11 protein-coding genes are annotated in these 13,480 nt (G+C 43.3%); 3 read left to right on the top strand and 8 right to left on the bottom strand.

All coding sequences use genetic code 11. The annotated features are described in order from the left end of the window. Positions 1 to 14: 14 nt before the first annotated feature. The 3 genes from DSL64_RS04845 to DSL64_RS04835 all read left to right on the top strand — a co-directional run bounded on the left by DSL64_RS04845 (position 15) and on the right by DSL64_RS04835 (position 2,774). The gene (locus tag DSL64_RS04845; protein WP_115829510.1) at positions 15 to 1,154 is read left to right on the top strand and encodes an MFS transporter; all 1,140 of its coding nucleotides are present in this window, start codon (positions 15 to 17) and stop codon (positions 1,152 to 1,154) included. Between the two features lie 127 nt (positions 1,155 to 1,281). Beyond that, complete coding sequence (locus DSL64_RS04840) at positions 1,282 to 1,920, top strand: type IV toxin-antitoxin system AbiEi family antitoxin domain-containing protein (RefSeq protein ID WP_115829509.1); 639 nt, start codon at positions 1,282 to 1,284, stop codon at positions 1,918 to 1,920. Then, positions 1,917 to 2,774, top strand: coding sequence for a nucleotidyl transferase AbiEii/AbiGii toxin family protein (locus DSL64_RS04835; protein ID WP_115829508.1), 858 nt, complete (start codon positions 1,917 to 1,919; stop codon positions 2,772 to 2,774). Before DSL64_RS04840 ends, DSL64_RS04835 begins: the two co-directional genes overlap by 4 nt. Before the next feature lie 87 nt (positions 2,775 to 2,861). On the opposite strand, the gene DSL64_RS04830 is transcribed toward DSL64_RS04835, so the two are convergent. The 8 genes from DSL64_RS04830 to fucP form a co-directional block, all read right to left on the bottom strand. Then, positions 2,862 to 3,404, bottom strand: coding sequence for a hypothetical protein (locus DSL64_RS04830; protein WP_147300336.1), 543 nt, complete (start codon positions 3,402 to 3,404; stop codon positions 2,862 to 2,864). Between the two features lie 97 nt (positions 3,405 to 3,501). Beyond that, on the bottom strand, positions 3,502 to 4,638 hold the full coding sequence (locus DSL64_RS04825; protein WP_229216956.1) for a BamA/TamA family outer membrane protein: 1,137 nt from the start codon (positions 4,636 to 4,638) through the stop codon (positions 3,502 to 3,504). A 100-nt stretch (positions 4,639 to 4,738) separates the two neighbouring features. Beyond that, the gene (locus DSL64_RS04820) at positions 4,739 to 5,932 is read right to left on the bottom strand and encodes an acetyltransferase domain-containing protein (RefSeq protein WP_115829506.1); all 1,194 of its coding nucleotides are present in this window, start codon (positions 5,930 to 5,932) and stop codon (positions 4,739 to 4,741) included. Between the two features lie 145 nt (positions 5,933 to 6,077). Then, positions 6,078 to 6,647, bottom strand: a complete 570-nt coding sequence (locus tag DSL64_RS04815) for an NADPH-dependent FMN reductase (RefSeq protein ID WP_115829595.1) — start codon at positions 6,645 to 6,647, stop codon at positions 6,078 to 6,080. Positions 6,648 to 6,797: 150 nt separating this feature from the next. Beyond that, positions 6,798 to 10,055: an ExeM/NucH family extracellular endonuclease gene (locus tag DSL64_RS04810; protein ID WP_115829505.1), complete on the bottom strand. Its 3,258-nt coding sequence runs from the start codon at positions 10,053 to 10,055 to the stop codon at positions 6,798 to 6,800. 231 nt (positions 10,056 to 10,286) lie between these two features. Continuing rightward, positions 10,287 to 10,862, bottom strand: a complete 576-nt coding sequence (locus DSL64_RS04805) for a YceI family protein (protein WP_115829504.1) — start codon at positions 10,860 to 10,862, stop codon at positions 10,287 to 10,289. 169 nt (positions 10,863 to 11,031) lie between these two features. Then, a complete protein-coding gene (locus DSL64_RS04800) occupies positions 11,032 to 11,931 on the bottom strand; it encodes an ROK family protein (RefSeq protein ID WP_115829503.1) in 900 nt (299 codons plus the stop codon). Positions 11,932 to 12,187: 256 nt separating this feature from the next. Then, positions 12,188 to 13,438 carry an L-fucose:H+ symporter permease gene (fucP, locus tag DSL64_RS04795; protein ID WP_115829502.1) on the bottom strand — a complete coding sequence of 417 codons (1,251 nt, stop codon included), beginning with the start codon at positions 13,436 to 13,438 and terminating at the stop codon, positions 12,188 to 12,190. Positions 13,439 to 13,480 lie beyond the last annotated feature (42 nt).

The raw sequence follows: 13,480 nt of genomic DNA, 5'->3' as shown, positions 1-13,480 counted from the left end.
GAAACATCATCAGAATGGATCAGCGTACTCAGCAAACAAATGCAGCCAGAAAGGCTTGCTTACTTATATTTCTGGTTTGTGGAATTGGGCTTTCCAGCTGGGCACCAATGGTACCTGTAGCCAAAGTCAACCTCGGACTGGATGATGCCACCTTAGGTCTGGTATTGCTGTCGCTGGGAGCAGGAGCCATTATTACCATGCCTTTCACAGGAATGTTTATCAATAATTATGGCAGTAGAAAAGTCATGCTGGCCGCCGCTACAGTGATTGCAATTATCCTTCCTGTGCTTTTATTGACAACATCTTCATGGCAACTGGCCATAGCACTTTTCATATTCGGTTCTGCAATTGGCTCTATTGATGTATCAATGAACAGCCACGCAGTTGTAGTTCAGAACCGCACAGGCAAACATATCATGTCCTCCTTCCACGGAATGTTCAGCGTCGGCGGACTGGTTGGCTCTATAGGTTTGGGCTTTCTGATCAAATTCGGATTGTCTCCGATTATCGCTGCTGTATGCATATCCGCACTGCTGTTTCTGATTGCTGTAAGTCAGTATAAAAACCTGCTGCCACATGCTCTGGAAGACAAAGTAGATTCATTTGCATTTGCAGTGCCACGAGGGCCCGTACTTGTTTTAGGTTTGATGTGTTTTGTATTTTTTCTTGCAGAAGGCTCTCTGCTCGACTGGAGCGCTGTGTTTCTTCAGTTCAACAGAGGATTCGATCCTTCTATGGCCGGCTTAGGCTTTGCTGCATTTTCGGTTGCAATGGCCGTCATGAGATTGACAGGGGACAAAATCGTTCATAAGATCGGAGCTGGAAAAGTCGTGTTATACGGGGCACTGATTTCCTCCGCGGGCTTTCTGATCGCCTCTTTTGTTCCTTCACAGGCAGCAGCATTGTTGGGTTTTGTATTGGTAGGGCTCGGAGCAGCCAACGTAGTGCCGGTCTTTTTCACAGCTGCCGGTAACATTCCCAACATTCCACCTTCGGTCTCACTCCCCGCTGTAACTACGCTTGGTTACGCCGGACAGCTCGCCGGCCCTGCACTGATCGGCTTTATTGCCGAAGGCTTTTCATTGCCTATTGCACTCGCTTTTGTTGGATTTTTGCTTTTGCTGGTGGCATTTACGTACCGGCACCGGAGCTAATTGACATCAGGCTGGCAACTAACTTAAAGATGGCAAATCGTTGCTAACTAACTCACAATAAAATAAGCTATTGTAAATTTTTAACAGGATAATCGGATAAATTCCGATTATCCTGTTAAATTTATACATGGATCTCTTGCAAAACATACGAAATATTGCTCACCAGCCGCTAACTCATCAGCTGTTGACTTCCTTTTTGAAAGACTATAAACGTCCTAATGATAAAATTCACGAGCTCATTTCAGCTGGTATTATTCAATCTGTAAAAAAAGGGATTTACCTTCCCACCAAAAACCTCACAAACGTACGCACTGAGCCGTTTCTTTTGGCCAACCATCTGCTGGGACCAAGCTACATTTCATTTGACACTGCTTTATCCTATTACGGACTCATTCCTGAAAGAGTATTTGAAATTTCTTCGGGAACGACAAAAGTTGCAAGGCAATTCCAAACGCCTGTAGGCTCTTTCTCTTATACACGGCTACCATTGCCTTATTATAGCTTAGGGATTCAGACTCTTTCAATTGCAGAAAAACAAAATGTTATCATCGCAACACCAGAGAAAGCCTTGTTTGACAAAGTAGCCTACTCTGCCGGAATTATACTCAGAAGCCAAACGGCAGCAGCTGAATACCTACTGGATAATCTGAGAATGGATGAACACCAGTTAAAAGAATTAAATACAGACGCTATGGAAACCTGGCTGGAAGATTCACCGAAACAAACAAGCCTTACAATGGTACTTAAACTGCTCAGAACCCTATGATAAAACAGTGGCTTACCGAATATAATCCTGCAAATCAAGACGATGCCACACAAGCTTTGCGGGAAATCATGCAAGAGGTAGCGCTAGCCGGGCTCTATCGGAAAGGCTTTTTTGAAAAAGCGGCCTTTTATGGTGGTACAGCACTCCGGCTTTTTTACGGATTAGACCGATATTCAGAAGATTTGGATTTTTCGTTATTAGAAGTAAAGCCAGATTTTTCCATCAACGGATATCTATCGGCAATTATTGACGAATTTGAAGCGTTGGGCATGCATGTGTCTATCAAAGAAAAAAAGAAAACAACACAAAGTAGCATTGATTCCGCATTTCTAAAATCAGAAACAATCTGGAAAGAATTGGTTCTTGAAAGTGTAATTCCTCAACAGAGTCTGAAACAAACTGCAAATATTAAAATTAAGATTGAAGTCGACACGATGCCTCCTCTTGACTTCCACACCGAGGAAAAGCTTTTGTTAAAACCTTTCTCATTTTATGTAAAGTGTTTCAGTCTACCGGATTTGTTTGCCGGAAAAATGCACGCTCTACTTTTTAGAAAATGGAAAAATAATGTCAAAGGACGAGACTGGTATGATCTGGAATGGTATATCCGCAGAGGTGCATCAATGAATCTCGAACATTTTCTATCAAGAGCAAAAGACAGCGGTGATTGGAATGAAGATACTATAGTACAGGAAGATTTTCGGGAATTACTCCGAAACAAAATCGACGAAGTGAATTTTGGTCGGATAAAAGATGATATCAGCAGATTTATTCCCGATGCAGGCGTACTGGATATCTGGGATGCAGAATACTTTCATCATCTGGTTTCCAAATTGAAAATAGCTGGTGAATAAATCCAACACCGTCCGATTCAAACCAAAAAAATCTGCTTTCAACACTTTCCATAAACTTCCAGCTTGCATTACCGCCCGGACCGAGATTTAATTCAAGACGATGTCAGCATAATAGTTTAAATCTGCCCACTGAACATCACTTTGCTCCTTAAACTTTTCCACCCAATCCTTTTCAGCACCAGCAGGTACATGCAGGTAAAGCACAACTCCCCCACTGCTCCGTCTGAGCAGTTTTAACTTCAACTGGCTAACCGTATTCAACCAATCGGACTGATTGGATAGTTGATTCATACTGTACATTCTTGGAAAAACGTGAATAAGTCTATCAGCCACATAACCTCCTACCTTCCAGCCAGGATTTGTCAGATAAGGTTTCTGATTTAGTTCAAGCAACACATATTCGAGACTATCTACCGGTAAATCAGATATATAAAAGCTACCGGTTATAGTTTCAACTTCGTGCTCATAAGAATTGATAAATTGAAATACATCCGCAATAGATGCATCATTTTTCATTCCTACAAGAACATCCGTCGGTTTATATCTGGGTTCCGGCTCGACCTGAACATCCTTTTTCCTGCAGGATACAAACATTATTAACAGCAATGCAAATGTGACGGTCCTCTTCATAAATCTTATCCTGTTAAATAGATACAAACAAAGGATTCCTCTCAGCTCGAAATAGTTGTAACCAGCACGCTATTTAATGTATTTTCGAAGGCTCTATTTAAAACGCTTCACCCGTAAACAAGTAAAATCCGGGACCGTCCTTTGTGAAGCCTACATCCAGTCGCAGATAAATATCCTTTTTGGCAAATAACAGATAACGCAACCCTACCCCACCGGAAGCCCTTATATGTTTCCATGAAAACTCGTTTACTTTGGGCGCCACCACAGCAGCACCGCCGAATACTGCCCCACCAAACCTACGACTAAACTTAAACGGAAGCCAGCGGTGCTCTGCCTGGGCGGCAACCATGTTCTTGTCTCTGTAGCGACCTGAATAGTAACCGCGCATAATCATTTCTCCCCCCATCAATGCCAATTGATTGAACGGCACATCTCCTGACATGAAATTACCATATACCTGCCAGGCGAAAACGTTACGTTTACTTGTGGAATGAGAAGATCTGAAGTCCAGATTTACGCCGAAAAAATTATGATCACTCGCCAGTGCCTTACGATACGACAGAAATGACAACTCGGCAAACAAGCCTTTACGCACGTTCAGCACATTGTGCCTGTTGTCATACACCATGGCAATACCCAGTCCGAGGTTTTTACCTCCATTGCTGCCAGTAGGCAACTCATAAACATCATGACCTTCTGGTTGTTTAAAGTCTGTGTTATATAATTGCTGATAGTCAAACTCAGGACCGATAAAAGCATTCCGGACTACTTTTCTCAAAATCCGTTGCCTCAAAAGCAAATAATTGGCATCAATCAGTGCAGGTTCGTTACCAGGCGTCTCAGGTCCGATTCCGTAGTACAATAGCGGAAAGCGCTGAAACTTAGTTTTGCCTAGAAAAAACCAGTTATCCTTATCACCATAAATCGCATTATCCAGCCATATTCCATACTGGCCTTCCAATGTAACAAATGTGAAAGCATTGATCTCACTCAGTCTGTTGACGGTGTCATTCTTTGCCTGGAAAAGAAGTAATGACGAAAACCCGAATTCAAAACTTGTTTCGGGCGAATAAGCCAGTGTAGGATAAACACGGAAACTTGGTTTACCCGGGGCTGTTGTATCTGAAATAGTTTTGCTGACAAACCGTTTTAACCAGTTTTTCCGCTCCTGTCCGAATACGTCCGTTTCCGGCTTGACAGCCAACAGAAACAGCAAAAAATACCTGTACTTCAAGTTTAAATGAGATTAGGAAATCTGCGATGGACAGATTTATTTGTCGGATTACAAAAATCAAGCCATGCCAAATATTCCATCTCCACATCAAAAGCAAGCGTTAGAGGTAGCTGAGCCACCACTTTTTCTTACGTTTTGTTTTGTACTTCCCAAACCAACGGCACGGCATGTACAGCAATATAATAATTCCAATCCATATCAGATATACATACTCCAGACTAAAGCCAAAATTGTCGGGTCTGAACTGGAAGAACATCTCAGGATTAGTGGCCTGACGCCAGGTATAGCCTGATGCCAATACCGCCAGGGCACAAAGGCCGTGGATCAGGTAAAAGTGAATAATATAATAAAAAAATGGTACTTTTCCGTAGACTGATAGGAATCGACTGATGCGGTTGTCTACCTGCTCAGTAACTGCCAGCAGCAGAAGAACGGGGCCTTGCGTCATCAGGCAATACATCAGTGACGGCGGATATTTGGATACATTCAGAAATGATAGAAAAGTCCTCCAAGAGGCACTTTGGCTGCTCCACGGCGCCTGATCACCATAACCATTGATGAGTCTTAATATAACAAACAAGGCCGTGGCAACGCTACCCAATATCAGCAACATCCTTTTCCTTTGGGCCGGATCAGCCTCTTTGTCATACAAACTACCCAGACCATACCCTACCAGCATCAGGCCTGTCCACGGAAGTATTACGTACAGCACCAATACACCGTGATTGGCATAGATCGGATAAAACTTGCCGGCAGCGGTAAAGAATACATTCAATACAATATCAGGAACCGAATTCTCGGGGAGTTTAACTAAACCAAGCAAATTGTGTCCAAAAATCAGGATCAACCCTATATACAGAATGACTCTCGTCGGAACGATACGGATCAGCACAGAAAGAACGAGCATACTCATACCGACCGCCCATATTACCTGCAGAATAAAGAACTTATAAGTAATATCGAAAGTCAGTGCGAATGTGATGATAACCAGCTCCACAAAAATCAGCCATAATCCCCTCTTGGCCAGAAAACTGCTGCTTTCAGAAAGTGTTTTCTTCCTGCCCGACAAGTAAGCCGATATTCCCGAAAGTAATAAAAATGACGGGGCGCAATAGTGGGTAATCCAGCGTGTAAAAAAGAGTATGGGAGTCGTCGTGGCCGGATCTGTAGGATCGGCGGATAATGCGGTGATATAGAAATACTCCCGTACATGATCCAGCGCCATTACAATCATAATGGCTCCCCTGATTATATCTATGGAATTCACTCTCGACGTTGATACCCGTTCTGGCATAGCTGGGACTTAGTTTTTGATAAATCGGTAGTTATCTGGTATATAAAGCAACTGATACGATATCTATAATGCCCTAAAAACCATTTTGGCAAAAAAAGAGAGGCAACTTACTGCCTCCCTGTCTTATTTGTCATTTGTGATGTTCTCAATCGCCGGATCGCATCGGTTTGAGTGCTTTGGTCCACTTCAGTAGCTCGTCGAGCATAGTTTTGGCAGCCTTCTTTGATATGTCGTTTACCACGAGCTCATTTTGCTCGTTGATACTTTCCGTGAAAAAAGGCAGGTTCACGGCTTCCGGCAGTGCTACCGTTTTGAAAACTGCCAGATCCCCTTTCAGGTTCGTAGCTGCCCTGGTTCCGGCAGAGACTCCTCCATAGCTCACAATTCCAGCTGGCTTGTAACCCCACTCATGTACCAGATATTCAAGCGCATTGCGCAACGGAGCCGGATAATTGTGGTCGTACTCGCCGGTTACGAAGATAAAAGCATCTGCTTCATCAATGACCGCACTCCATTTTTTAGTATGCTCGTGCTCATACTCCCGTAGTGAGGGATGCTTTGCTTCGTTCATCAATGGAAGATTAATCTCTCCCAGATCAAGCAACTCTACATCAAAATAACCATACTGACGTGCAACCTCCAGAATCCAGGCCGCTACGATAGGACCTTTCCTTCCCGGGCGTACCGTTGACGAAATTACTTTTAGTTTATACATATACTGACTTTTTAATGAAGACCTGTTCATCAGGCAATTTGTTTCAGCGGGTTACAAATTGCGTGCCTTGCAAATATGTATACATAAAAAAGCCACCAGAAGAAATAGATTTCCCCCGGTGGCTTTTACTTTGAATTTTATCTAAAACAACTACTGTTTCACAAACCGGAACGTGCGGCTGTCTGTATTGTTGGAAATCCTGATCATGTATAATCCCGTTTTTAGATTAGGAAGAATGCTGCTTGCCTGTCCACCGATTTTATCAAGTGATCCCTTGCCGGAAAACAAACTAACTCCTTCTTTATTGTAAATCACATAATTGAGATCACCGTTAAAAGCACCTTTTCCGGTAAAGCTGAAGTTAATTTGATCAGAGACCGGATTAGGATGAATCATCAGTTGCATGCCCAAAGCCTCACCCAACTTTACTGTTACAATTCTTGAATTAGTGAAGGTGCCGTCCATATCAGTTTGTTTCAATCTGTAGTAGGATTGTCCCTTCAATGGTTCTTTGTCCAGAATCTGATAGGTAGCCAATTCTTTATTTCCTTTTGCATCTACAACAGCTACATCTTCAAACTTAACACCATCTTCAGAGCGCTGCACCGTGAAATGACTGTTATTTACTTCATCTGTAGTTCTCCAGTCCAACTGCACACCATTGTCCACAGCTTTTGCATTGAAAGAAACAAGCCTTACCGGTAAAGCACCTGAAAAATCAACACCGATCAAGATAGGATCATGGTCAGATGACCTGAAAGGGCTGTTTACATCCGTTAACGAAGCATTAGTATATTGCAGGAATGCAGGCTCGTTAGAGTTAATGTTCCATTTTTTAACACTTACGAAAGGGGCCATAGTGGATGATACAACGGCGTGATCCAGCGAACCAAGCGCTCCATCAAAATGATAGGAATAGTCTGTAGCGGAACTTGGTACAAGTAATCCACCGGCTCTCAAAATATCCATCGGATCTTCCTCATAATAAGCATTGTAATCGCCTACGCTCACCGTACGATTGGTACTTCCCGAAGTTTCCAAACCGCTGATGAATGTCAACAATGCACTTGCCTGTAGTTTTCTGGTTGCGTTAAACGCGCTCTGTCCATCATTCTGATTAGCATCAGCTCCCGTTCCAGAACCACTTTTAGATTTAAAATGATTTACAACAAAATTGAATCGTTCTGCAGCCAACACTCTGTTTTCAGGCCCTGGCGCAACAACAGTTTCAAAAGTCTGACCCAGAAACGGTCGCTGACCTGACAATCCATCCAACTCAGCGGCTCCAACCGGAGTTACCACTCCTGGTTTATAAATAATCGCACATCTGATCGCGTCCGTGTTATCATTCTGAATGTTTGCTCCGTCATTTACTATAGCATAAGCACCAGGGATATTCAAAGCCTCATTTAAGCCGTTCACCAAATCCTGAACTGCCGAATATTGTCCCACTCCGTCATTTTCAATTTCGATCAGACCAACTACGTCTGCATTCATTTCTTCAAGTGCCTTGATAATCTTACTCCTCTGGATAGCAAATGCAGCTGCTGTTGTTGCTCCCCGAGAGGTTGGGAATCCACCACCCTGGCCATTTCCGTTGAAATAGTTCAAAACATTAAAACTAGCCAGTTTTACATCAGTTTTGGTAAAGGTGGGTACGGTTGGACGACTTACTGAAATAACCGGAGCATCAGCACCTTCCAGTGGCTGAATACGGTATGCGCTGAAAGCATAACCCATGATTCCTTTTAACGAAGCAATGGTGCTGTTTACGCGAACAGTTTTCAGAGCTGGATCCAAATATGGAATCACTGAAGGATTGGAAAGACCTGACCCATCATCCAATAGGATTACTTTTGAAGCATTAGCAGCTGCATAAGCATTTACTGCGGCTACATTGGAAGTGCCAGTTGAACTTGTTCCTGAAGCAGGATTATCATTCGGATCTACAATCTGGGTAGGCACATAAACACTGCCATTGGTAGACAAACTGATTTCACCATACTGAGCCAGACTTCTTACATCCGAAACAATCAGTGGAGATGCAAACTGAACCCGCATACCTTCATACTTTTCTGCAGCGGCAGTTGAATAATCCGTATTGTTGATGATGGCGAAGGAAGGCAGGGGGTTTGTCTGAGAAACTACAGAAATAGATGGCGAAGTAATTACCGCCTGATTGAATGAAGGAGCCGATGAATTTTCCTGAACCTCGCCTGTCACCAATACCTTATCGCCTACTTCTACTGTTGGATTATCAGCCACTACAAAAATCCCTTCTGATGTATTGATATCATCATCAGCATCTGCATCTTCCTCCTGGATATAAAAACCTGCCGGGCTCAAAGTACTGTAAACGCCAGTCACGATAGCCTCAACCATATACACGCCTGAAATAGCCTGCGCGCCGGTTCCCTGAATCTGACTGATTTTGGTTACTGATGTGGGAGGAATGACACCATTTGCCGACAACGCTACCGTTCCCGCAGTAGTCAGACTGGCATGCGACAACGTAAGCGAGCCTGAAACAGCTCCTGTTGCTACGGGATTTACAATCACATATATGCTAACACCTGAAGGCGTGCGCTCTGATTCCGTTATTTCAACTGAAGCACTGTAAGGCCCACCAGCAGTTTTCGAAATTTGAAAAGGGGCAGTTGCTGTAATGGTAGCAGCTGTTGAATTCAGGTTAGAAAATCTCAGAACAACGGAACGCTCAGCAGAATTTGTATTCACGAATGTATTGCCAAAATCCAGAGATGTTGGTGTGGACGTAATACCCGGTAAATCTTTTAAACCTGAATTGATGGGTGTCGGAGCTCCGGTCAAAAAGTCTGCGGAGTTATTATTGGAATCCCACCCGTTCCCCTGTCCTACAATGATTTGCGTAGCATTTGTTTTACGTTGAGCAGAGTTTGCAGCACTCAGCGTCGCGGTCGGCGCAGTTTCTGAGAAGTTAGCTGCAGTACCAAATCCTACAAAGTCCAGGATCGCAGATGAAATCGGCGAAGCTCCTGATAACGTAGTGGCTGTTGTACATAGTGCAACTTTACCAGCTGTAGCCGACATCGGTATCGTTCCAACAGCATCTGGAGTGGGAAGATTCACCGAGCCGCCTGCACCTGCATCCTGCTGAACCAGATAATATCCTTTTGCAGGAATTACACCGGATAATGTCGTAACCTGCCAGGTTGACCCGCCAGAAGAAGCATATTGTACAGACCATCCGGATACGGTTACATCCAAACTGGTAGGATTGTAAAGCTCTATAAAGTCATTTCTATAGGTAGATCCGTTATTACCGCCACCACCATAAACTTCGCTAATCACAACGTGATCCGCAACTTGCCCCCGGACGAGGAAACTACTTATAAAAAGAACACTTAGCAGTAGAAATTTTAGTCTCATAATTGTTGATATATTTAAATTTATTCGAAGTGAAAAAGTCAAATATATACTATACTAATTTGAGACATGTAAAGAATATATTAAGATTTATATCGATGAGCTATAGTTGTTCCAATTGTCCAAAAACATAGCCAAATTGTATCAAAATAAACTATTTATCCTATTCAGGTAACAAAAAGGAGACACTTTCGCGTCTCCGTAATAATTCTATAACTAGAAAAAGTTAGATACCTATTCTTTGGGTCCAAACTCTCCGTCAGCAATAATAACTACTTCTTCACTCAGCATTGGAGGCGCAAATTTCCCTCCGATGTTAAAATCCGCTCTTTTGATTTTTCCCGTTGCACGGAAACCTGCTACCGGTTTTTTGGACATCTGATTCGTGATTGTTCCTCTGTACCAAAGCTCCAGTGTTACCGGTTTGGTAACTCCATGCAAGGTCAAATTGCCTGTAAGCGTGTACTTATCCTTGCCTGCATTTTTAAGCGAGGTGCTTTTGAAGGTCAGTTCCGGGTTTTTCTCAACATCGAAAAAATCAGCTGACCTCAGGTGTTCGTCACGTTTGTCTATTCCGGTATTGACAGACTTTGTTTTGGCATTCAGCTCAAATACAGCGTCACTGAAATCCGCCTTTGAACCAGAGATCGTCGCATCAAAATCAGTGAATGCGCCGCTCACCGTTGATACCCCCAGGTGCGTGATATCAAACTTCAACTGCGAGTGTGCCTTATCGTTCTGCCACACCGATTGAGCAAATGCACCGGCCGATAGCAATGCCAGTTGCACGATCATAAATAGCTTTTTCATCGTTTTCTGTGTTTATAGATTCAATTAATTACAACGTATACAAGTTAGACAATTTTAATCCGTAAAATCCATCACCACTGTTCACTTTTGAGAAACTAACGATTTATTAACAGAAAATCCCGGACCCGCCAACTGACACATCCGGGATTCGAATTCTTTTTATCTGGTATTACAACAAGGCCGCTCCGAATACTCCGGCGCTATCTCCCAGTCTTGGTTTCAGTATCGGAGTCGTAATTACTCCTTTGTTAAAAATGTATTTTTTGATCCTCTCATAACCTTCCGAATACAGCATATCGATGTTCCCTACTCCACCTCCAATTACAATCAGTCCGGGATCAAGTACATTCACCAAAGTCGAAATCGCTCGTCCGTAATATTCAAGCAGACGTTCGATGGTTGCATTGGCATGATCATTATTTCCGCTCTGATATTCTTCAAGAATCGTTTTCATTGATTTCTTTTCACCACTGATTCTCTCATAGTGACGTTCCAAAGCAGGACCTGCAATCACCTGCTCTACACAGCCCTTCTTTCCGCAGTAGCAATCGTCTCCGTTTTCTTCCAGAATATTATGTCCCCATTCACCTCCGATACCATGATGCCCACCGATAATTTTACTGTTTACAACCAAACCGCCTCCGACACCTGTTCCCATGATCACACCAAACACGACTTCTGCATTCGGATATTCTTTACCCGCACCCATAAGCGCCTCGGCAAGTGCAAAACAATTGGCGTCGTTAGCCAGCTGGCAAGGAATGCCAAGCAAAGCTTCCAGATCTTTACCCATAGCCTTTCCGTTCAGGCAGGTCGTATTGGAATTTTTCATCAATTGCGTATCCGGTTCCAACACTCCCGGAGTAGCAAATCCAAGTTTGGAAGGACGCTCTCCCACTTCCTCAGCTACCAGATCAATCAGTTTTTTAATCTGTGAGAGGATATGCTCATACCCATTTGCGGATTCTGTCGGCAGACGCTTCCGGGCGATTACTTCCAGTTCTTTATCCGAATCCAAAACAGCACATTCAATCTTAGTGCCTCCTAAATCTATTCCCCAAAGTTTCATGTTTCTTAGCTTTTAGCTATCAGCCTTTAGCTGTTAGCCCTCGTTTATATTTTTAGTTTTTAGCCGCTAGCATTTAGCTTTTAGCTCTTTACAATTTGTAGTATTCAACTGTGCAGACCGGATGGCTAACTTCTATTAACTTCTTAACTGCTTTAACTTCCAGCCCAACCGTTCAGCCCCACCTTCGCGGCCCGCTAAAAAGCGTGCAGACCGGATGGCTAACTCCTTCTAACTTCTTAACTCCTCTAACTTCTCCCTATTTCTCAACCTTATAAAACTTATATCCGAATAGGAAAATCACAGTATAGCAGATAATTGGCAGATAGTAGGCTGTCGCAACATTATGTTCTGCAACCGCTCCCATTGCAAACGGGAAAAATGCTCCACCTACAACACCCATGGAAATAAATGAAGATGCCTGCTGCGTGTGCGCACCAAGATTTTTCAATCCCAAACTGAAGATAGTCGGGAACATGATACTGAAGAAGAAATTAAGCATCAAAAGTGCGATGAACGAAGGCCAGCCCCAGCTCTGTGCAATTACCAGACACATCACAATATTACATGCAGCAAAAATGGCGAGCAGAGAATGCGGTGCGATATATTTCATCAGGAATGTTCCTACAAAACGACCTGTAAGCATCAATACAAAAAACAAAATCATGTAATTACCTGCTACCTCGTCGGTGAAGCCCATTTTCTCATGACCGTAATTGATAAAGAACGCCCATGTTCCGGCCTGTGCGGCGGTATTAAAAAATTGAGCAATTACTGCCCACTTGAAGTGTCGGTGTTCAAAAAGCGATTTTCCCGGAGCAGCATCCACATTCACCGATTCAGAATCGGTAGTAACGTGGGGGTCTGTAAGCGTCGGAACCTTTACAAAAGAAAACAAAACAGCAATTGTAGCGATAATGCTTCCAATGACGATATACAATGTTTTAACAGAAGTAAGGTCAGAACTTCCCTCCACGTTGTTTCTCAGTAGAAAATAAGAACCAACCGCAGGACCAATAATCGTCCCGAGTGCATTAAAGGCCTGTGCAAAATTGATGCGCAGATCACTTGTACGCTGATCCCCCAAAGACGCCACGAAAGGGTGAGCGACAGTCTCCAGTGTAGCCAGTCCGCAGCCAAGGATAAACAACGCCCCGCCAAAGAACGGGAAAGAAGCCGCAGCAGCAGCCGGTACAAATAGAAATGCACCTGTAGCAAAAAGCGCAAGCCCGAACAGAACCCCGTTTTTATAGCCGAAACGCTTCATAAACAATCCAGCTGGTATCCCCATGATACCATAAGCGCCGAAAATGGCAAACTGCACAAATGCAGACTGTGTTTTAGTGAGGCTTAATGTATGTTGAAAATGTTTGTTCAACACATCTCCCATCGTGATGGCAATTCCCCAGAACATAAACAGGGAAGTGACGAAAATTAAGGTAATCAGGTACTTCTTATCAGTAAATTTGGCAGGTGTAGCCACCTGTTGGGAAGAGGAATAGTTACTCATTTAGCTGAATAGTAAAATTAAATGTAAGGTAGGTTCTATTTT

The sequence above is a fragment of the Dyadobacter luteus genome (genome assembly GCF_003383615.1).
GTDB classification, from domain to species: domain Bacteria; phylum Bacteroidota; class Bacteroidia; order Cytophagales; family Spirosomataceae; genus Dyadobacter; species Dyadobacter luteus.
This window is presented reverse-complemented; position numbering and strand designations above follow the sequence as displayed.

Excerpts from the sequence above, each read along its gene's own strand:
- fucP (WP_115829502.1), bottom strand. The coding sequence starts at position 13,438 with ATGAGTAACTATTCCTCTTCCCAACAGGTGGCTACACCTGCCAAATTT.
- DSL64_RS04810 (WP_115829505.1), bottom strand. The coding sequence starts at position 10,055 with ATGAGACTAAAATTTCTACTGCTAAGTGTTCTTTTTATAAGTAGTTTC.
- DSL64_RS04845 (WP_115829510.1), top strand. The coding sequence starts at position 15 with ATGGATCAGCGTACTCAGCAAACAAATGCAGCCAGAAAGGCTTGCTTA.
- DSL64_RS04820 (WP_115829506.1), bottom strand. The coding sequence starts at position 5,932 with ATGCCAGAACGGGTATCAACGTCGAGAGTGAATTCCATAGATATAATC.
- DSL64_RS04815 (WP_115829595.1), bottom strand. The coding sequence starts at position 6,647 with ATGTATAAACTAAAAGTAATTTCGTCAACGGTACGCCCGGGAAGGAAA.
- DSL64_RS04830 (WP_147300336.1), bottom strand. The coding sequence starts at position 3,404 with ATGAAGAGGACCGTCACATTTGCATTGCTGTTAATAATGTTTGTATCC.
- DSL64_RS04805 (WP_115829504.1), bottom strand. The coding sequence starts at position 10,862 with ATGAAAAAGCTATTTATGATCGTGCAACTGGCATTGCTATCGGCCGGT.
- DSL64_RS04800 (WP_115829503.1), bottom strand. The coding sequence starts at position 11,931 with ATGAAACTTTGGGGAATAGATTTAGGAGGCACTAAGATTGAATGTGCT.
- DSL64_RS04840 (WP_115829509.1), top strand. The coding sequence starts at position 1,282 with ATGGATCTCTTGCAAAACATACGAAATATTGCTCACCAGCCGCTAACT.
- DSL64_RS04835 (WP_115829508.1), top strand. The coding sequence starts at position 1,917 with ATGATAAAACAGTGGCTTACCGAATATAATCCTGCAAATCAAGACGAT.